Annotated in this window: 20 protein-coding genes and 1 riboswitch; of the genes, 11 read left to right on the top strand and 9 right to left on the bottom strand. The window is 47.3% G+C overall.

Translation table 11 applies throughout. The features are described from left to right. Nucleotides 1-144: 144 nt before the first annotated feature. Complete coding sequence (locus tag ABC765_RS10505) at nt 145-1152, top strand: NAD(P)/FAD-dependent oxidoreductase (protein WP_347980406.1); 1008 nt, start codon at nt 145-147, stop codon at nt 1150-1152. Between the two features lie 41 nt (nt 1153-1193). Here ABC765_RS10505 and ABC765_RS10500 read toward each other — a convergent pair whose 3' ends face one another. The 4 genes from ABC765_RS10500 to ABC765_RS10485 all read right to left on the bottom strand — a co-directional run bounded on the left by ABC765_RS10500 (nt 1194) and on the right by ABC765_RS10485 (nt 4870). Beyond that, complete coding sequence (locus tag ABC765_RS10500; RefSeq protein WP_347980405.1) at nt 1194-1520, bottom strand: heavy metal-binding domain-containing protein; 327 nt, start codon at nt 1518-1520, stop codon at nt 1194-1196. Between the two features lie 15 nt (nt 1521-1535). Continuing rightward, complete coding sequence (locus ABC765_RS10495; protein WP_347953872.1) at nt 1536-2204, bottom strand: NAD(P)H-dependent oxidoreductase; 669 nt, start codon at nt 2202-2204, stop codon at nt 1536-1538. Nucleotides 2205-2347: 143 nt separating this feature from the next. Continuing rightward, entirely contained in the window at nt 2348-4480 is a 2133-nt protein-coding gene (locus tag ABC765_RS10490) for an LTA synthase family protein (protein ID WP_347953871.1), read from the bottom strand. Between the two features lie 129 nt (nt 4481-4609). Continuing rightward, nucleotides 4610-4870 (bottom strand): hypothetical protein, encoded by a 261-nt coding sequence (locus ABC765_RS10485; RefSeq protein WP_347980404.1) that lies wholly within the window; start codon nt 4868-4870, stop codon nt 4610-4612. A gap of 129 nt (nt 4871-4999) precedes the next feature. On the opposite strand from ABC765_RS10485, the gene ABC765_RS10480 reads away from it, so the two are divergent. Beyond that, a complete protein-coding gene (locus ABC765_RS10480) occupies nt 5000-5656 on the top strand; it encodes a phosphoglycerate mutase family protein (protein WP_347953869.1) in 657 nt (218 codons plus the stop codon). Between the two features lie 119 nt (nt 5657-5775). Continuing rightward, the gene (locus ABC765_RS10475; RefSeq protein ID WP_347980403.1) at nt 5776-6567 is read left to right on the top strand and encodes an SDR family oxidoreductase; all 792 of its coding nucleotides are present in this window, start codon (nt 5776-5778) and stop codon (nt 6565-6567) included. A 111-nt stretch (nt 6568-6678) separates the two neighbouring features. Here ABC765_RS10475 and ABC765_RS10470 read toward each other — a convergent pair whose 3' ends face one another. The 3 genes from ABC765_RS10470 to ABC765_RS10460 form a co-directional block, all read right to left on the bottom strand. Continuing rightward, a complete protein-coding gene (locus tag ABC765_RS10470) occupies nt 6679-8121 on the bottom strand; it encodes a C69 family dipeptidase (protein WP_347980402.1) in 1443 nt (480 codons plus the stop codon). Nucleotides 8122-8206: 85 nt separating this feature from the next. After that, a complete protein-coding gene (locus ABC765_RS10465; RefSeq protein WP_347980401.1) occupies nt 8207-9562 on the bottom strand; it encodes a nucleobase:cation symporter-2 family protein in 1356 nt (451 codons plus the stop codon). 61 nt (nt 9563-9623) lie between these two features. Beyond that, nucleotides 9624-9721, bottom strand: a riboswitch (purine riboswitch). A gap of 71 nt (nt 9722-9792) precedes the next feature. Next, nucleotides 9793-10713 carry a magnesium transporter CorA family protein gene (locus tag ABC765_RS10460; RefSeq protein ID WP_034541178.1) on the bottom strand — a complete coding sequence of 307 codons (921 nt, stop codon included), beginning with the start codon at nt 10711-10713 and terminating at the stop codon, nt 9793-9795. A gap of 124 nt (nt 10714-10837) precedes the next feature. On the opposite strand from ABC765_RS10460, the gene ABC765_RS10455 reads away from it, so the two are divergent. The 6 genes from ABC765_RS10455 to fucP all read left to right on the top strand — a co-directional run bounded on the left by ABC765_RS10455 (nt 10838) and on the right by fucP (nt 15857). Then, nucleotides 10838-11740 (top strand): RluA family pseudouridine synthase, encoded by a 903-nt coding sequence (locus tag ABC765_RS10455; protein ID WP_347964115.1) that lies wholly within the window; start codon nt 10838-10840, stop codon nt 11738-11740. Between the two features lie 30 nt (nt 11741-11770). Further along, complete coding sequence (locus ABC765_RS10450) at nt 11771-12550, top strand: TerC family protein (RefSeq protein ID WP_347953864.1); 780 nt, start codon at nt 11771-11773, stop codon at nt 12548-12550. A 4-nt stretch (nt 12551-12554) separates the two neighbouring features. Then, on the top strand, nt 12555-12872 hold the full coding sequence (trxA, locus tag ABC765_RS10445; RefSeq protein WP_347953863.1) for a thioredoxin: 318 nt from the start codon (nt 12555-12557) through the stop codon (nt 12870-12872). Nucleotides 12873-13116: 244 nt separating this feature from the next. Beyond that, nucleotides 13117-14037 (top strand): ribokinase, encoded by a 921-nt coding sequence (gene rbsK, locus ABC765_RS10440; protein ID WP_048345739.1) that lies wholly within the window; start codon nt 13117-13119, stop codon nt 14035-14037. 52 nt (nt 14038-14089) lie between these two features. Then, nucleotides 14090-14485, top strand: coding sequence for a D-ribose pyranase (rbsD, locus tag ABC765_RS10435; RefSeq protein ID WP_006500760.1), 396 nt, complete (start codon nt 14090-14092; stop codon nt 14483-14485). A gap of 13 nt (nt 14486-14498) precedes the next feature. After that, nucleotides 14499-15857 carry an L-fucose:H+ symporter permease gene (fucP, locus tag ABC765_RS10430; protein WP_347980400.1) on the top strand — a complete coding sequence of 453 codons (1359 nt, stop codon included), beginning with the start codon at nt 14499-14501 and terminating at the stop codon, nt 15855-15857. Between the two features lie 106 nt (nt 15858-15963). Here fucP and ABC765_RS10425 read toward each other — a convergent pair whose 3' ends face one another. Beyond that, on the bottom strand, nt 15964-17193 hold the full coding sequence (locus tag ABC765_RS10425) for an ammonium transporter (protein ID WP_347980399.1): 1230 nt from the start codon (nt 17191-17193) through the stop codon (nt 15964-15966). A 267-nt stretch (nt 17194-17460) separates the two neighbouring features. Here ABC765_RS10425 and ABC765_RS10420 point away from each other — a divergent pair, with 267 nt between their 5' ends. Further along, a complete protein-coding gene (locus tag ABC765_RS10420; protein ID WP_347980398.1) occupies nt 17461-18789 on the top strand; it encodes an MATE family efflux transporter in 1329 nt (442 codons plus the stop codon). Between the two features lie 59 nt (nt 18790-18848). On the opposite strand, the gene ABC765_RS10415 is transcribed toward ABC765_RS10420, so the two are convergent. Then, nucleotides 18849-19235 (bottom strand): helix-turn-helix domain-containing protein, encoded by a 387-nt coding sequence (locus ABC765_RS10415; RefSeq protein WP_347953858.1) that lies wholly within the window; start codon nt 19233-19235, stop codon nt 18849-18851. A gap of 109 nt (nt 19236-19344) precedes the next feature. Here ABC765_RS10415 and ABC765_RS10410 point away from each other — a divergent pair, with 109 nt between their 5' ends. Further along, complete coding sequence (locus ABC765_RS10410; protein ID WP_347953857.1) at nt 19345-20214, top strand: aldo/keto reductase; 870 nt, start codon at nt 19345-19347, stop codon at nt 20212-20214. The last annotated feature ends 17 nt before the right edge of the window (nt 20215-20231 follow it).

Genomic DNA, 20231 nt, shown 5'->3' with positions numbered 1-20231 from the left:
GTTTACAATTACATAATAACCAAAAATCAATCAAAACTCAAACATTGTTTTAACAACAATTAAACCGTTTTATCAAAATCGAGGCGCTAAGCCGTGGTACAATGGCTTTTGTCGTAGAAAAGATTTTTTTAAAACGAGGTAAAGATGATGGAACAGACATATGACGTAACGATTGTTGGTGGCGGTCCCGCCGGAATGTTTGCTGCTTTTTACGCTGGTCTGCATGAATTAAAGGCGCAGCTGATTGAAAGCCTGCCCCAGCTGGGAGGACAGGTTGCCGCGCTTTATCCAGAAAAACAAATCTGGGACGTAGCTGGTGAAGCTGGCGTGCAGGGGCGCGAGTTGATTGCTGATCTCAAAAAACAGATGACTATTGCGCCAGTTGATCAGTTTTTAGGCGAGCAGGTTACCAACGTCGTCAAGCTGGCTGACGGGACTTTTAAGATTGAATCAGCACAGCGAACGTCCTATTCCAAAGCCGTGGTGATTGCATTGGGCAACGGCGCCTTCTCACCACGCAGACTGGCATTGGATGGCGCAGACCAGCTGGAGGGACGACAGGTGCGCTATTTTGTCAGTGATCAGTCTGATTTTGCCGATCAGCGCGTGGCAGTGCTGGGCGGCGGCGATTCGGCGATTGATATGGCGCTGATGCTGGAGCCGATTGCCAAAGAGGTTCATCTGATTCACCGTCGGGATGCCTTTCGTGCTTTGGAGCATACCGTCTCCCAGCTGAAAAAATCTCAGGTTCAGGTTGAAACGCCGTACCTGCCTAAGGAACTGCGATTGAATGAAGATGATTCGGTTGGTTTGACGCTTAAAAAGATGCGCTCAGATGAAGAAAAACATCTGGAGGTAGACAAAATCTTGGTTAACTATGGCTTTACCTCCAACAACGCTGCGCTTAATGATTGGGAACTGCCATTGGCAAGCGAGCGGGGGCTGATCAAGGTTGACTCCAAAATGGAAACCAGCGTCCCTGGCGTCTATGCAATTGGCGATGGCGTTACCTACCCCGGAAAGGCAGCGTTGATTGCAGTTGGCTTTGGAGAGGCACCGATTGCGATTACGGCTTTGGCCAAGGCGCTTTACCCTAAGAAGCGAATGGCTACGCACAGCTCATCGATGCACATCGATTCGCAGCATAAGTAAAAACGAAAGATCCAGGCGAAGGATTCAGCCTGGATCTTTTATTAATCAGTAAATTTTACAGCCGTGCCATAAGCAACCACTGACTGCATGTCGGTTCCGATTGAGCCAGAGTCAAAGCGCATCATGACTACGGCATCAGCACCTTTGGCCTCGGCATCCTCGCGCAGTCTGGCAATTGCGACCTCACGTGATTCATGCAGCATTTTGGTATAGGCTTTGATCTCGCCGCCAACCACGTTTTTCAGTCCGGCGCCGATATTGGAAAAAACGTTTTTGGATTGGGTAGTAACGCCAAAGACCTCGCCTAAAACCTCATAGTTATGGCCCGGAATCTTTTCAGTCGTCGCAACCAGCATTTCTTTAGCCATATTCTTGCTCCTTGTCTATTTGATCGTGCGGTAGATGTCAGAAATAGCCTGCCGCGATTTGGGCTTGATCGGCTCATCGCGATAGCCGAAACTTACCATCACGGCTAATCCCCAGTGCTGACGGTCTAAAATGCCTTTTTCAGCCAGGTAGGATTCGACTTTTTCGCGATTAAAGCCTTCGATTGGACAGGAATCAATCTTTAGCGCAGCCGCCGCCGTCATCATATTAGCCATGGCAATATAGCACTGCTTGGCTGCCCAGTCGAATCGGGTGCGCTCGTCGTTGATGTCCATGTCGGTTTCCTGAAAATGCTTAAAGGCCTGTGATGATTTGGAATTGGGATCATATTCGTGGCGCTTGACGTCTTGGACCATGTATTTTACGTAGTCGCTGTCGTAGGTGACGTCTTTTCTGGCAAAGATCAAGAGCAGCTTGTCGGCGCCATTGATGCTGTTGACGGCTCCCCAGGCGATTGGCTTAAGGTCTTGACGCATCTGCGGATTATCAAGCTCAACGAACTGCCACGGCTCATAGCCAAACGAGCTGGGCGACAGGCGGCCGACTTCTAGAATCGTGCGCCAGTCATCATCGTCGACTTTGCGGTCAGGATCAAACTTTTTGGTAGCGTAGCGGCGGTTGGCAACTTCAATCAGTTTTTCTTGAATTTCTTCATGTTCTCGCATAATGCAGCTCACGCCTTTCTAAATCAATTTTCTTTAATTTTATCACGAATTTTAAGACCGATTAAGCAAGGCACTGAGCAAAATAGTAAAAGCCCCAGAACTGACTTAACAGCCCTGGGACTTTAAATTAGATTAACAAAACATCAATTGCCATTGCCATCAGGATTGGTGATCTTGATTCGGTTGGAACTCGTAGCAGAATGTCCCTGTTCAGGGGCGTTGGTGCTATAGCTGTCGGTAGTGGTCTTGTCGTTGTTCTTGGAGAAGATGCTGGTTGATTGAATGCCCTTGGACTTTTCAATCTTCTTTTCTTTCTGTAATCCGTTGGCGTAGTTGTAGTCTTTTGGATTGACGGTCTTAAAGCCTTTTGGATGATAGAAGCGCAGCAGATTCTTTTCGTTAAGCGAATCTGACAGGGCCAGTTCTTCAGAGACCTTCTTTTGATCGGCCCGCAGCTGCTTTTTCTCCTGCTTGGTCAGCTTGGCCAGCTTGCCAGTCGAGTTGAGGTAGATCTTGCCGCTGATACTGGTGTACTTCGGCGTCACAAAGTCTTGATTGCGCAGGGCAACGACTTGATCATGCTGTGAACTGAACAGATCAGTTCCAAACTGGATATAGCGTTTGGTGCTGATTCCTAGTAGATGCAGCAGCGTTGGCAGAACGTCGATCTCGCCGCCATAGGTACTGTAGATGCCGCCGTGACCACCAGATCCTGGAATAACGAACATCAGCGGCACCCGCTGCATCTGAACGTTGTCAAAGTCGGACCAGTCGTCAGCATTCTTGCCTAAGACGCTGGCCAGGTTCTTGTTTTCCGAATTAGAGATCCCATAATGGTCACCATAGATCATGATGATTGATTTCTTGGCCAGACCGGTCTTATCAAGATAGCTAAAGAACTCCTGCAGCGACTGATCAAGATAGTGCGCGGTAACGAAGTAGTTGTCGACGGTTGATGATCCAGTATTCGTTGTCGTGAAATTGGAGTCTTTATCCTCATCGTCAAGATCAAATGGGAAATGGTTGGTAACCGTTAAGTACTTAACATAGAATGGCTGCTGCAGGTGCTGCAGATACTTGATTGAATCAGCAAACAGCAGCTTGTCCTTTAAGCCATAGCCGGTTGCCTTGTCGCCGGACGTGTCGAAATAGCTGGCATCAAAGAAGTATTGATAGCCGAGGTTCTTGTAGACATTGTTGCGGTTCCAGAAGCTGGCGACGTTGCCATGGAAAACAGCTGAGGTATAGCCAGCCCGCTGCTTCAAAATAGCGGGAGCAGCCTGGAAGGTGTTGTCATTGCCCAGCGTTGCAAACAGTGAACCCTGCGAAAGTCCATACGTGCTGGTTTCCAACATGTTTTCCGCGTCCGAGGTCTTGCCTTGGCCAACCTGATTGAAGAAATTGGAGAAGGCATAGGTGTCTTGACCGTGATACAGCGAATTTAAAAATGGCGTAACTTCTTGACCATTGATTTTTTTATCGATCAAGAACTGTTGGAAGCTTTCCAGGTGAATAACGATTACGTTGCGGCCCTTGGCAATTCCAAACAGTTTCTTGTTCGGCGCGGCATAATGCTCCTTGGTAAATTTCTCAACGGTCTTGAGCTGAGATTTGGTGGCACTCTTACGCATTTGACTGACGTGCTCTGATTTAACCAGGTCATAACCGGTAAAGGCATCCAGCCCCAGGTACTTAACGATGTAGACGCGATCAAACGTCCGTCCTAGAAGCTGTGGCCGATCCATTTCCGCCACCATCAGATTCAAGCCGCAGACGACCAATGAAACTGAGGTGAAGGCAAATGCCAGCCGATGCGAAAAAGCGCGGGGATCAAACTTAATCTTTCTAAAGAGCATCAAGAGCAGGATGACGACAATATCGAGCCAATAAAAAACGTCATGCAGATTGGTCAATGCCAAAGAACTGCCGCTAAGCCCCTGGTTGACTTTTGAATAGCCGGTCATGGTGGCAATCGTCATAAAGTCCGTAAACTCACGGTAGTAGATAACGTTTAAATATAATAGCAGCGTATTGGCAATGTCGATTCCCATTAAAACGGGATAGAAAAAGCGCGATCGCTTAAAGTAAAATGCCAGACCAAACAATAGCAGGGTGGTTCCCAGTGGATTGATCAGGACGATTAGATATTGAACCAAGCCTTGAGCGCCTAATTTAAAGTCAGTGAAGTAGGCAATCAAGGTTTTAATCCAAAAAAGGAACACCAAGAGTGCAAAAAAGCCAATCCTGGTGTTCACGAGTTTGCTTAATCGTTTCATGTCGAAAAATATCCTCGCAGTTATATGATTCTTAACGTACTCATAAAAGAGCTTAACGTCAATCATTCTAGCACAAATTCAGCCTGTGCAAGTGTATTGTGGCAAAACGTTGAGGAAACTTAACTAGATTTATGCTTTGACTGGAGCTGGATCGAGCAGCCAGTCATAATGGAACAGTTTTTTGAGCTGGCGGTTGACAGGGATCCAGATTTGCGCGTGCCAGATGTCTTTTAATGATGCCAAAAAGATCTGGTCATGCTGATGCTTAGCAGTTAATGGCAGCCGCAGAATCTGGCCGGTTTCGGTTTTGACGGTAACGGTCTTGCCATTCATCCCAACGATCTGGGCAGCAACGACATCTTGTTCAGAATGTGGATTACGTAGTTTCATGCAACATCCCTTCTTTCGATGCTTTTAATGTTACGGGAAATGTTTGAAGAATCTATGATGGGCGCCTTATGTTATCCTTAAGTTCAAGAAAGCGTTACAATCGTTTTAGATTTAAAGGGGGCACCGAAATTGAAAAAATTGAATGTCTATCTGGTACGGCATGGTCAGACGTACTACAACATCTATAACAAGCTGCAGGGCTGGAGCAATTCGCCGTTGACGCAAAAAGGGATGCAGGATGCGCGCAATGCCGGAGAAAAGCTGGCCAAGATTCATTTTGATGCAGCTTTTTGCAGCGACACTACCCGCGCTGAAGTAACGATCCAGACAATTCTGGATATGAATCAGGCTGACTCGGTCAAGCAGCCAATAACGGCACCATTCTTTAGAGAAGAATTCTATGGCTATTTTGAAGGAGCCAATATGGATGAGGCCTGGTATCTGGCAGGAGCGCCGCATGGTTTACCAACTTTTAAGGCAATCGTTGAAAAATACAGTATTGGTCAGGCCAAAGACTGGCTAAAGGATGCTGATCCATTCCATCATGCCGAAAACAATACTGAATACTGGGCCCGCGTTGATCAGGGAATTGATCTGATTCGGCACTCAGAGGTACCAGATGACGCCAATATTCTCTGGGTCAGTCATGGCAATACGCTGCTTAGCCTGATGGAGCGTTTTGGCCAGGGCAAGTACGATCTGACGGTTCGACCGGAAAACGGCAGTCTGACTAAGCTGATTCTGACTGATGATGACGTTGAGGTTGAATACTATAACCAAAAATAGCATTGATTTTTTTGGCATGAATTGATATTTTGTTGGCATTAAATGATGTTCTAATCTCTTTGCCAAGCGGATAAAATAAAGACATCAAATCAAGCAAGGACAAAAAAGGAGATAACATTATGAAAAAAGCAGCATTGATTACTGGTTCATACGGTGGCTTAGGAACGCGTTTTGCCAACATTCACGCTAGCAATGGCGGAGATCTGGTTTTAGTTGGTCGTAATCAGAAAAAACTTGATCAGCAGGCAGCGGAACTGAAACATCAGTATCAAATCGAAGTTCACACGATCGCCGTTGACCTTTCTCAAAGCGATGCTGCTCAGAATATCTTTGACACGTGCCAAGAAAATCACTGGGAGATTGAATATCTGATCAACAATGCCGGCTTTGGCGGGCAGGGCGAGTTCATCAAGCGGACGATGGAACAAGACATGTCCATGATTGCCGTTAACATTGAAACGCCGACGCGGCTCTGCAAGCTTTTCCTCCCCGAAATGGTTAAGCGCGGCCATGGCAAGGTATTGAACGTCTCCTCAACAGCAGCTGTGATGCCAGGACCGCTGCAGGCTGTCTACTACGCTACCAAGGCCTACATGACCAGCTTTACGGAAGCTTTGTGGCGTGAGCTTAAAGACACTGGGGTTACGGCAACCGTTCTGATGCCGGGTGCCATGAGTACTGGATTTGCCAGTGCCGGCAGTCTTGGCGACACGGCGCTGTTTGCCAAGGCGGTTGACCCGACACCGGTTGCCCAGGCCGGCTATAATGGCATGATGAACGGCAAAATGGCGGTAACGGCTGGCTTGGTTGGCTCACAAAAGATCTTTTTGCCAATGTCGCCACTGATGCCAAAGAAGATGCTGATGAACAGCGTCTACAACATGCAGCTGCCGGGCAGTGCCAAAAAATAAATCAGAATGCAGAATTCCAATTAATTTTGGAGTTTTACGGACGAAAAAATCGCGTGTAATCAGCTTTGCGGCTGACGGCACGCGATTATTTGCTTCAATGACTTTTTATTTTTATAGATTGTCGCCAAGTTCAAACTGATACTTGGAGTCAAGCAGCGATTGTTTGATCAGACTGCTGAGCAGCGCGTGAGTTCGCTTGGTAACCTCAGCGGCCGTTTGCAGATTGGCTTTGGTAAGGAAGTTGTTCAGCTCATCTACTTCAAGTTCAGCCGCCTGCTGGTCGATCTGGTCAATTCGCTGCAGGCCAAAGCTTTGACAGCTATCGCGATACTCGTTGACCTCATTGATAAATTTGTGATAGCGCGGTTCAACGACAACGGCCAGTGTTTTATACATCCAATAGGCACTGTTGGTATCGACCTCGGCACCAGCTTTTTGGTAGTTGGCTGGCGTGTCGGAAATGTTGGTATAAAACGGTACGTATGGACTGTAGCAGTAGAAGCCAAAATTGATCCATTGGATAGCGGCAAATTCTTTTGGTACGTGATTGCGAATCTGCAGAATGCAGGAGCTTTGATTACGGTCAAGTGAGATTGAGCGGAATTTGCGCTGCTCTTCCCTGGTTCCCGAAGCAAAAGTTCCCATCGGATCGTATGGCGTGCCATTGTAATGGGAAGAAAGAAAGGCCTCCACGTCTTCAATCGCGATCTTTTTTTCTGGCCGCCGCAGGAATGGCATGTTTTGACTGGTTGGATCCTGTTCAATGGATGGATTGAACAGCTTTTGTCCATACCAGGTTCGAGGCGTGTTATAGTAGCTGTCGGCCTCGCTTTGCGTCCCGAAGATGTTGCGATAGTTAAAGGTCGTTGGGTCAGGATTCAGGTGATTTTTTTCGACGAATGACTTTAAAGTTGATGCAAACATGAAATTGTCGGAATCGTTAAAGTCGATTTCCTCAATTACCATAATGTTGGGACAGATGGCATAACAGTCATCTGGAATGCGTTGAGCGGCCCATTGATGACCAGCACCGGTTTCAAAGTACCAGACCTCATCTTGATCGGCAAAGGCAATACCGTTGCACTCGCCGGTTCCATATTGTTCGATCAGCTTACCAAGCCGGGCCACGCCTTCTCGAGCAGTTTTGATAAACGGCAGCACCAGATACAGCATTGAATCCTCGTCGATGCCGTTTTTGACCAATGGATCGTGGCCTAGGCAGCGGGCGTTGGTACCTTCAGTTTCGGTAGCACTCATTGCCACGTTGTATTCATTGATGCCCTGTTCGTCCCAGCGCCCTTTGATCTCATTTTCCTGAGCGTTTGGTGTAGCGGTAAAGCGACAGCCATGACCGTGGAGCGGGATTTTAACGCCTGAGTATTCAGAAACGAACTCTTCATCATAGTCGCGAGCCGGAAAGACTTTGAAAGTTTTTTGGTTAATGCCGCTTTCGCCGTCTTCATCACGAGCAATTATGGTTGAACCATCAATTGTTGCCTTTTTTCCAACCAGCATTGCCGTGCATGAAGAATGAAATGAACCAAAATGTTCCATATGAAACAAAACCCCTTTCAAGTTAGATCTGGCTTTATTTTACAACTAAAAAGGCACCGGTGAAGCGATCACCGATGCCTTAATTTTAATTTTCATTCATAATAGGATCAGCAGTTCTTGGACTGGTCTTAATTTTGCTTTGCACCGGCTTTTTGAAGTCCTGCCAGTTAAAGATCAGATTTAAGATTACGGCCGCCAGACTGCCAACGACCACCCCGTTGCCCAGAATGATCTGTGCTTCGGTTGCCAGATGCTGGAAAATCTGTGGATAAACGGTTACGCCAAGCCCCAGTCCAATTGACATCGAGGCAACCAGCAGATTGCTGTTCTTGTTCAGATCCGCTTTTTGCAGAATCTGAATTCCCTGCACGCCGACCATGCCAAACATTACGATCATGGCCCCGCCAAGAACCGGCGTTGGAATTACGGTTGCCAGCGCGCCGGCTTTAGGTAGCAGTCCCAGTGCCAAAAGCAGGAAGGCAGCATAGTAGACTGGTTTGCGGGTCTTAACGCCAGACATGCGCAGAACGCCGACATTTTGCGAGAACGTTGAGTAGGGGAAAGTATTGAAGATCCCGCCTAAAATGGCCGCAATCCCTTCAGCACGATAGCCACGCTTCATGTCGTCTTCAGTAATCTTCTGACCAGTAACGTCGCTTAAGGCAAAGTAGACCCCAGTTGATTCGATCATCGTCGTTAAAGCGACCAGCATCATGGTAACGATTGCGCTGCCGTTGTACTTAGGAACCCCAAAGTAGAAGATCTGCGGCAGATGGAACCAGGAAGCTTGGGCAACTGGCGTTAATGAGACCATGCCAAATGCGCCGGCAATAAAGGACGCGATTAAAATCCCCAGCAAAATTGCGATTGACTTAACAAAGCCCTTGGCAAATGCATTGATTGCCAAAATGATGACAATCGTTAAAAAGCCGATTGCTAAGTTGGCTGGCGCGCCGAATGACTTGGCAGCTGCTGAGCCACCGCCGAGATTTTGAAAACCGACTGGAACCAGGGTAAAACCGATAATGGTAATCAAGGATCCAGTTACGACTGGTGGAAACAGTTTTTTCATCTTGGCAAACAGGCCGGCAATCAAAAAGACAAAGATTCCGGCACAGATGATGGCACCATACATGTAGGCAATGCCCAGTTTGCCGCCAATCGATTCCAAAGGGGCAACTGATTGTACCGCACAGCCCAGAACAACCGGCAGACCGATCCCAGTCAGCGGAGTCTTGCGTAGCTGCAGCAGTGTGGCGATCCCGCACATGAAGATGTCGATTGAAACCAGATAGGTCATCTGTGCCGCGTTGAAATGCAGAAAGTTTCCAATCAAAAGCGGGACCAAGACATCGCCTGAATACATAGCCAGCAGATGCTGAAAGCCAAGCACCAGATTTTTTCCAAAGTCGTTTAATTTTCCCTGTGATGCACTATTCAAGATCTTTCCTCCTGAGTCAGCCCATACAGGCAAGCAAAAAGTCGCCATGGCAGGCAACCATGACGACTTTTTGGCTGCTTATAGTCCTGAATTTACGGTTCAGGGTAGAGACTCTCGCCCGTATTGCGAGAATATATAGGCTTAACTTTAATTTAACAAGATTCATCTTAACATAATCCGAACTTTTTGACAATTAAAAGCTCAATCAATCATAAAATTACGAACTTATTTTAATGCCACCAGTGTCGATTGAATAAAAACCAGATTGAGAGCAGAATCATGATTAAAGTAATCGCAATCGTGATCTGCCAGGCCCATTCGCTTTGGGCAAACGGCAGCGATCTGACGTTTTCGCCATAAAAGCCGGAAACGATTGGCGGAATTGCCAAGACGATTGAATAGATGGTCAAAAATTTCATGGTCTGGTTCAGATTACTGTCCAGAACCTTGCTATAGGCGTCAGAAACGCGAGCCGAGACGTCAGATGTCATCTGGGCCATTTCTAAACCTTGCTGAGCTTCGATGATAATATCGTCCAGATCATTAAGCTGGCGATGCGACATCCGGCTGCCAAAGCGTCGTTTGAATTCTTCAAGCAAAGAAACGTTGCCTTTTAGTGAAGTCAGAATATAGACCAGCCCTGTTTCGATTTCCATGAATTCGGTAATCGCCTTGCGTTCCGTATGGTTCTGCAGGTTGCGCTGAATCTGCTGGCGCTGTTGATCGGCACGCCGAATTGGTCCAAAATAGCTGGTTGAGAGTTTGTAAAGGGTTGGTAGAATGAAATCAAAGCGATCATTGACCGGGCCGCGTTTTTTCATGGTTTTGAGCTGCTTGGCCAGGATTCCGTTAACAAAATTGGTCTGAGCGTTGGTGAAGGTCAAAACGTTGTTGGCCGTCAGCATAATGCCGATTGGCGCGGTTTGGGGTGCTGAGACCTCATGCGTGGGTACGTAGACGTCAAAGATCAGCAAAGTGACACCGGCATCACGATCAACCTCAACCCGGGCCTTTTCATAAGGGTCGATGGCGTAATCCAAAAGCTCTTTGGTAACCTCGTACTTGTTGATCAAATCTTCGCGTTCATGAGGCAGGGGCTCAAACACGCTGATCCAATAGCTTTGTTCATTGATTAGTTCGGCACTCAACATGATTTTATCCTCCGCGAAAATTGGTCTTTAAGTATAATTCAACTATTTAATGCGCTAAAATTCAACCCAGGCAACCATAAGAAATGAAAAAAGTATCAAATAATCATCAATTAAGGGGGTCATGATGGAAAAAAACTGGAAAATCATTGAGACGCTGTCAAAAGATCAGCCGTCCCAAACGCTGCGTGATCTGCTGCAAAAGCAATGGCTGCTGCCGCGGCGCTTTGTATATTATCTCAGAACGCGTCATAACGTCTTGGTCAATGGTCAATATTATCCCGTCAATCATCAAGTGCAGCCGGCAGATATAATTGAGCTGAATTTTAACGGCGATGAGTTTCGGACGCCGCAAACGCACTATCAACCAACTCCACAGCCCAAGCTGAACGTGCTGTTTGAAAATCGCGACGTCTTGGTAGTCAATAAACCAGCAGGCCAAAAAACGCATCCCAATCAGCCGCTTGAAACTGGGACGCTGCTCAACGATGCAGCCGGCTATTTAAAGACTTCATCAGCTGATGCCTTTATGGTTCATCGTTTGGATCAAGCAACCAGCGGCGCCGTGGCAATCGCCAAGAATCCGATTGTCGTACCGATTTTGGATCGCCGCATCAGTCAAGGGCAGATGCATCGCCAATATCTTGCGCTGGTGGTCGGGACCATCACTCAAGATGCCGGAAAATTTGATTGGCCAATTGGCAGAGATCTGCTTGATCAGCGCAAGCGACGAGTCAACGGCTTTGCCAGCCAGCCAGCACTGACCTACTATCAGGTTGCCTGGCGCGGTAAAAACGCCACGTTGGTCAGACTGCAATTGGCAACCGGTCGGACTCACCAGTTAAGAGTTCACCTGGCTCACAGCGGCCATCCAATCATCGGAGATCCGCTGTATGGCACGATTGAAGCTTCACGAATGATGCTGCATGGCATTAAGCAGCAGTTGATTTTACCATTTACTGAAAAAATTCAAACAATTCAGGCACCAATAGATGACGAATTCAAACAAATTTTGTTAAAATACAAATAAAGAGACAACAAATAGATAAGGAGGAGTTCATTGTCACTTTTAACTAAGCTTTACGGACCGTTCTTCGACTTGCACAACTGGGAAGCTGTGATAACTTCAAGTCAGGATTGGCTGATCATCCTTTCACTGGTATTGATCGAATGTCTGTTATCCGTGGACAACGCGGTGGTCTTAGCAGCTCAGACACGGGTTTTGCCAACGCTTAAAGAACAAGAGGAATCTCTGTTTTACGGGATTTGGGGATCTTATATCTTCCGCTTCTTGATTATTGGGCTTGGCGTCTACTTGATCCATTTCTGGGAAATCAAGGTCATCGGGGCTGCCTACCTGGTATATCTGGTTTACCGCTTCTTCCGCTATAAGTTTCAGGGCAACCCGAAACGGCGCAGCAAGCAGGCCAGTCCTAAGGCTAACCGTAAAGGCCTGACTGGTCGGAAGCGATTCTGGTGGGTCGTTGCTCAAATCGAGTTCATGGACATCATATTTTCCGTTGATTCTGTGTTGGCTTCACTTGCAATTTCAAGCAATCCAGTGATCGTTTTGATCGGTGGCTTGATTGGTATCCTCTGTATGCGGGGAATTGCTGAAGTGATTATGCGCTTGATGAACAAGATTCCAGAATTGGAGCCAATGGCGTATATCTTGATTCTGTTTGTTGCCATTAAGCTGTTCTTATCGATTCCTGCAATTGATATTGAGATTCCTTCAAGTGCTTTTGGGATCTTTGTCCTGGCCGTTTTCGTTATTACGATTATCGTGCACTTGGTACGGCGCAAAAACCATGCGCAGGCAACCGATAAAAAGGAGTAGTCTGATGGCACAAGAAGCAACCATTGAAAACTTTGACGAAATGATTCAAGGCCCGCTGACGGTAGTCGATTTCTGGGCGCCATGGTGTGGACCATGCAAAATGATGGAACCGATCATGGCAGAGCTGGAAAAGGAATTTGCCGGGCAGATCAAATTCGTCAAGTTTAACGTTGATCATCAACAAGCAATCGCGGAACGCTATAAAGTGATGAGTGTTCCTAGCCTGGTGCTTTTTCGCGATGGCGTGGCCAAGGAAAAAGTAACGGGTATCTACCCAAAAGATCGGCTGGCACATTATTTTGCGCGTAAAGCAGCTGAATAAGACCAGCGATTATAAAAAAAGATCCGATTCGTTTAAGCGAGTCGGATCTTTTTTTACTAAAAAGTTAATTTGGGAAATCGTTTGCCATGGCGCTATTTTCATCGCTTACATTAGTAAAATTTCTGAATTAAATTTTTAAAGAGGGGTTGCAAACGATTTCAAATCATGTTAAATTAACAACGTTGAAATTTTCGTAAAACGATTTACAAAAACGTTTTACAGTAGAGACCATAGGAGGAAGCAAATGGCTAAGAAAATTGCGGTTTTAGGGAGCATCAACGTTGATACGACCTACCACGTACAGCGTTTCCCAATGCCTGGTGAGACGATCTCGGCAGGTTCCAAGAGTTCTGCTCCTGGCGGTAAGGGTGCCAACCAAGCAGTTGCCGCTGCTCGGTCTGGTGCCAAGACCTGGTTTATCGGGATGGTTGGTGCTGACAATGAGGGTAAGTTCATGCGTGAGGCGCTTCAAGAAGATCATGTCGACACCAAGCTGATTGGGATTGATGAGCTGCATGGTACGGGAACGGCCTTGATTACGCTTGATGCCGAGGGCCAAAACGACATCATGGTTTATGGTGGTGCCAACCAAGCAATGACGACTGAGGTTTTGAAAAACGCCGATGCCGTCTTTGAAGAGATCGACTTTTTGATCAGTCAGTTTGAAACGCCACAGGCAGTCACTGCCGAAGCTTTCAAACAAGCTAAGGAACATGGCGTAACGACGATCCTGAATCCGGCACCAGCTCATGAAATCTTGCCAGAGCTGCTGCAATACACGGACGTCGTGATCCCTAACGACAGCGAAAGCTTTGTTTTGACGGGAATCAAGATTACTGATGAAGATTCCATGCTTAAGTCCGCGGAATGGTTCAAACAGCAGGGCGCCAAAAACCTGCTGATCACGTTGGGCTCAAAAGGGGTCTTCTACTGCACGCCGCACGGTCATGGAATGGTGCCTGCATTTAAGGTCAAGGCCGTTGATACGACGGCTGCCGGTGACACGTTCATCGGTGCGCTGGCCTCGCAGCTGGACAACGACCTGAGCAATGTTGCCGATGCTCTGGTCTACGCGCAGCGTGCATCCAGTCTGACCGTTCAAAAGATGGGTGCCATGCCATCGATTCCAACGGGTGAAGAAGTCAAAGCCGCACTTGCCGAGTAATCGCGGCTGAACGTTCGCAGAAATAAGAATTAGGAATTAGGAGATTTTGATCATGAAGAAAACTGGAATTATCAACTCTGAAGTGTCCGCCGTCGTTGCCAACATGGGCCACATGGACTGGCTGTCGATTGGCGATGCCGGCATGCCGGTGCCAATGGGAACCAAGAAGATCGATCTGGCGCTCGACAAGCAGCTGCCAAGCTTTATGGACGTCTTGAACAACGTCTTAAAGGAAATGAAGGTTCAAAAGATCTACCTTGCCGATGAGATCAAGGACCAAAACCCAGAACAGCTGGAAAACATCAAAAAGGCGCTGCCTGATGTTGAGATCGAATTCATGCCTCACAGCGATTTGAAGAAGAACCTGGCCAAGACGCACGCCTTCATCCGCACGGGTGAGATGACGCCTTACTCCAACATTATTCTTGAATCCGGCGTTACGTTCTAGCGAGGTATGAGACATGCAAAACGGTAAGAATTCTGACAAGGGCCAAAGCTGGCTGCAGCTGCCAGACGGCTACCTTGACAAGACGCCAATGTTTCAGTTCCTGCTGGTCTGCCTGATCTTCCCGCTCTGGGGTGCCGCAGCCAGTCTGAACGACATTCTGATCACGCAGTTCAAGACGGTCTTTACCTTGAACGACACGGCTACGGCCTTCGTTCAGTCAGCCTTCTACGGCGGCTACTTCCTGATGGCCATCCCCGCCTCGCGGATCGTTAAGAAGGCCAGCTACAAGGTGGCCATTCTGGTCGGTCTGATGTTCTACATCATCGGCTGCTCGCTGTTCTTCCCAGCATCCCGAATTGCCACCTACAGCGTGTTTTTGGTAGCCATCTTTGCCATTGCCGTTGGGCTGAGCTTTTTGGAAACGTCCTGTGACACCTACGCCTCAATGATGGGTCCCCGCAACACGGCCAATCAGCGTCTGAACTTCGCGCAAACGCTGACGCCGCTGGGTGACATCTTAGGGATCGTCTTAGGCAAGTATCTGATCTTTGGTGAGGGCGGCAACCTGGCTGACAAGGTCGCTCACATGAGCAAGGCCGAAGCCCACGCCTACAACCTGCACATGCTTCAACTGACGCTGCGTCCATACAAATTCATCCTTGCAATTTTAATCGTTATCTTCATCGTCCTGCTGCTGACCAAGATGCCACGTGCCAAGGCCACGGCAGGAACGGGCGCAGAAGGCAAGGAAGCACAGCCATCTCTGGGCGAGACGATTCACTACCTGACGCACAACAAGCGCTTTATGATGGGTGTCGGCGCACAGTTTGTCTACGCCGGCATGCAGACGACGGTTTGGTCATTTACCATCCGGCTGGCGCTGAAGGTTATGCACGGCATTTCCGACTCTGAAGCCTCAACGTTTATGATCTACAGCTACATTGCCTGGTTCATCGGCAAGCTGGTTGCCAACTGGTTCATGAACCGCTACTCGATTACCAAGGTGCTGACCTGGTTCTCCGCTCTTGGGATGGTCTGCCTGGTAATTGCCTTTACGGTTCCAAATGCAGCGGCCGTTTACGCAGCCATTGCCACGAGCTTCTTCTTTGGTCCTGAATGGCCAACGATCTACGCTCACACGCTGGACCAGATTCACGAAAAGAAGTACACCGAAACTGGTGGTGCCTTCATCGTTATGTCCCTGATCGGTGGTGCCATCGTGCCAGCCATTCAAGGACGGGTATCCGACCTTTCCGGCTCCATGCAGTTCTCCTTCATCGTGCCAGCCATCTGCTTTGCGATCATCACGATCTACTTCTGGAATGAACATCGCTACGAAAAGGCACACCCTGAAGAAGTTCAAGAACACTAGAATTGAATTTTCAGTTAATGCATAACGTAAAAGGACAACCTCGCTAACACGAGATTGTCCTTTTTATATTGCTGAGTGCAGCAGATTTAATTATTCAGATAAGTGGTTAGAGCTGAGGATTCGCCAATGAGCCGATCAATTCATGGTGTTCGCTGATGTCCAAGCCACGCCCTTCATCGCGAGCAGAAACCCGAATCGTCATAAAGTGACCCAAGACCTTAACGATTACCCAAACCATAACAGCAGTAGCGACAATCGTAACCATGGTTGCCAGCATTTGAATGCCAAACTGCGTGAAGCCGCCGCCCATCAGCAGTCCATCGTGAGTAACGGCAGGGTTGATCGTATGAGTGGCAAAAAGACCAGTTGCGATGCTTCCCCAGATACCGCTGACCCCGTGACACCCAAAAGCATCCAGCGTGTCATCAACTTTTAAGCGCGGCTTGATCTTGGTGATGAACCAGCCACTGATTAAGCTCGAGCCGACTCCAATAATCAAGGCTCCGGTCAAGGTAACGTAGCCACAGGCAGGCGTGATGCCGACGAGCCCACATAATACGCCGGTACAGGTGCCAACCAAAGTCGTGTGTCCTTCAGTATAGATTTCCAGTAATTGCCAAGTAACCATGGCCGCGGCGGCAGCAACCGTCGTCGTTAAGAAAGCCTGCATGGCAATGCTGTTGACGGCCAGTGCAGAACCCGCGTTGAAGCCATCCCAGCCAATCCAAAGCAGAGTCGTGCCCAACAGAACCCAGGACCGGTCAGCTGGGCCATCTGACTCTTTAGTGTGCAGACGCGGCCCAATCATTGCAGAAAGTACCAAGGCCGTGACCCCAGCGTTGATATGAACGACAGTCCCACCAGCAAAGTCAAGCGTACCCAGCTTAGACAGCAGACCGCCGCCCCAGACCAGGTGTACCAATGGGTAGTAGATCAGAATCGACCAGCAGATGATAAAGAAGGTTAAAAACTTAAAGCGCACCCGGCCAACGATCGCGCCTACAAACAGAGCCGGCGTGATCAATGCAAACATCATTTCAAAGATTGAGAAGATGCCGACCGGAATCTTGCCAGTCGTCAGCTGCTTTAGGTTGGTACCATGCATCATCAATTGGTGCAGGTTGCCGACAATGGCGCCATTGCCGCTGAATGAAAGTGACCAGCCAACTGCTACCCAAAGCAGAACGGATAGACCACAAACGAAAAAGACCGACATAAACGTGTTGACGATGTTGCGCCGACTTACCAAGCCGCCATAGAAAAACGCCAGTCCTGGTGTCATTAAGAACACCAGAATGCTGGCAATCATTACGAATAAAGTGTTTGCTGTACTCATTATTGCCATCTCCAATTCTCAAAACTCTAATCATTTTCTTAATGGCAATTAATTTAGACCAATTCTTTTTCAAAAACAATAGCTTGAGTTTGATTCCGAAAAATTAAACAAATTTATTAGACCATACAAAATTGAAAAATAATGAAAACGCTTCATTCTTATGATTTGAAACTAAAATATGGAATAGACCAATAATTAAATGATTGTTGATCAAGTGATGATCATCTAAAATAATCAAGATTGTTTTACAAAGAAGGGAGCAGAAAAATGGATCAGCTTTTCGAGCGTTCTTCCATTAAAAAGGCTTATTTTACGCTGGCAATGCCGGTGGTTTTAAGTTCAGCCGTTATTATTATCTATAATCTGGTGGATACGTTCTTTGTTTCTAAGACCCAAAATCCCGATCTGGTAGCGGGCGTATCGCAAGGCGCGCCAGTTTTCAGTCTGCTGATTGCCATTGGCGATATCTTTGGCTTGGGGGGCAGCTCATTGATTTCGCGGCTGTTTGGTGAAAAGCGCAATCATGAGGCACGCCTGGCTTCAGGTTATTGTTTTTACGTATCGATTATCGTGGGAATCTTGATGACGATCATCATGGTTGCTTTTCAGACGCCGATTCTTCACCTATTGGGAGCGACCACGGCAACTTGGCAGTACGCGCGTGAGTACTACCTGGTGATTGCGTTTGGCGCGCCGTTTATTGTTTTTGGCCTGACACCAACCAATATTTTAAGAACTGAGGGATTGGCCGTTCAGTCGATGACGGCCAGCATGGTGGGAACGATTTTTAACATCATTTTGAATCCAATCTTCATCTTCCCTTGTGGATTAGGAGCTGCGGGTTCGGCATTGGCCACTGTCGTCAGCAATATCATTGGCGATGCCTTGATGATTTATTATTTGAATACCAAAAGCCAAAAACTGACGACCTCGATTCATGAAACCAGGTTAAGTCCGGCACTGCAAAAAGAAATCTACTCAATTGGGATTCCGGCCTCGATTACCAATATCATGGTTATGTTCTCCATGGCACTGACGAATCGCTATCTGATTGCGTATGGCTCAACCAGCGTGGCGGCGATGGGAATTGCCAACAAGATCAATACCATTATCTTTATGGTGATGGTCGGCTTTGCGTTTGGTGCCCAGCCGCTGATTGGCTATACTTACGGTGCCAAAAATCAAAAGCGGTTTAATGAAGCCGTGCGTTTTGATATTTTGGTCGTTGTCGTTTTTGGGGTCGTGGCAACGCTTTTGATGATGCTGGCGGCTCCTTTGATCATTCGTTTGTTTATGAAGGATCAGACCGTGATCAGTGAAGGTACGACCATGATTCGCTGGCTGGCCAGTTCGACAACGCTGGGCGGCTGTATTTTGGTGTTTACGACGATGTTTCAGTCAATGGGCAAGGCAGTCCCGGCATTTTGGCTGTCAGTATCACGGCAAGGCTTGATTTTTTTAGTCTGCATCGTAGTTCTGCATCATCTGTTTGGTTATTGGGGAATCGTTTCAGCTCAGGCCGCGTCTGATGTTTTGACGTTGATGCTGGCTGTTTTGATGTGGCAAAAGAATCGACCGCATTTTAAAAAACAGTAAAAATTAATACTTTATTAGTTTAACAGCCGCTGCTCAATGTCTGAGCTGCGGCTGTTAGATTAGTCTGAACAAAAATCAATATCTAATTTTAAATCCTGAAGACGCTTTTCACCCCATTGGCACATGGCATCAATAATTGGCATCAGGCTTTCGCCAGTATTCGTAAGCTGGTAAAAGACTGCTTTGCGATGGCTGATCAGCTGTTCATGACGTGAGATCAGCCCATCCTTGATCATCTCTTTTAGCTGTTGCGTCATCATCTTGTGCGTGGCATGCTCAGAAAGCCGCTGCAGTTCATTGAAACGCATTGCGCCATTATGATAAAGACTACAGATGATCAACAGCTTGTATTTGCCAGAAAACATGGCCAAAGTGTATTCTTTGGCGCAGTCAAAATCCTTTTGGCGCAATTTTTCAAGGGTATATTCTCTGATTGTATCAGTCATTTAAAATCTCCTGTTTGAGGTCACAAAAAGGTGCGTTATTGTGTATTGCCCAGTTCTGATTTTATAATATGCTTACAAATTGTTAGATGCAAAAGAAAGAAGGATCATAATGGACAATCATTTCACAAGCGTTACTTCAATGCGGTGCTTAAACAATGGCGTTGAAATTCCATGTGTCGGTTATGGTACGTTTAGAACGCCGGAATCAGTAGCCAAACAGTCAGTTATGGATGCAATTGAATTGGGCTATCGGCACATTGATACGGCCGCGGTCTATGAAAATGAAATTGGCGTAGGCCAAGGGATCGCTGCTTCAGGAGTTGCACGTGAAGAGCTTTTCGTTACCAGCAAGCTTTGGAATACCGAGCGTGGCTATGAAAAAACGAAAGCCGCCTTTCAAGCCACCTTGGATCGGTTAAAACTTGATTATCTGGATCTTTATTTGATTCATTGGCCAGCCAACGAAAAACAGTTTGGTCAGGATGCCGAAAAACTGAATGCTGAAACCTGGCGGGCGATGGAAGATCTTTACAATGAAGGCAGAATTCGGGCAATTGGTGTTTCGAATTTTTTGCCACATCACATTAAGGCTTTGATGAAAACGGCTAAAATCAAGCCAATGGTCGACCAGATTGAGGTTCATCCTGGCTGGCCGCAGACAGAAGCAGTTCAGTGGCTGCAGGAACGGGATATTCTGGTTGAAGGCTGGGGTCCATTAGGCGGTCAGGGAGCTAAAGTCTTAAGTAACGCTACGATGAGAGAAATTGCCAAAGCTCATGGCAAGTCAACGGCTCAGGTTGCGTTGCGCTGGGAATTGCAGCAGGGCGTTTTGCCACTGCCAAAGTCGGTTCATCGTGAACGCTCGGCACAAAATATGGAAATCTTTGACTTTGAGCTTTCAGAGTCTGAAATGCAGATGATTCAGGCGTTGCCAAATCTGGGTGGGCAATGTGCCAAACCTGATGAGGTAGATTTTTAATAATGCTGACTAAAAAG

It is taken from the genome of Limosilactobacillus sp. WILCCON 0051 (assembly GCF_039955095.1).
Lineage (GTDB): Bacteria > Bacillota > Bacilli > Lactobacillales > Lactobacillaceae > Limosilactobacillus > Limosilactobacillus allomucosae.
Note: the sequence above shows the minus strand (reverse complement) of the source record. Positions and strands in the feature narration are given on the sequence as shown.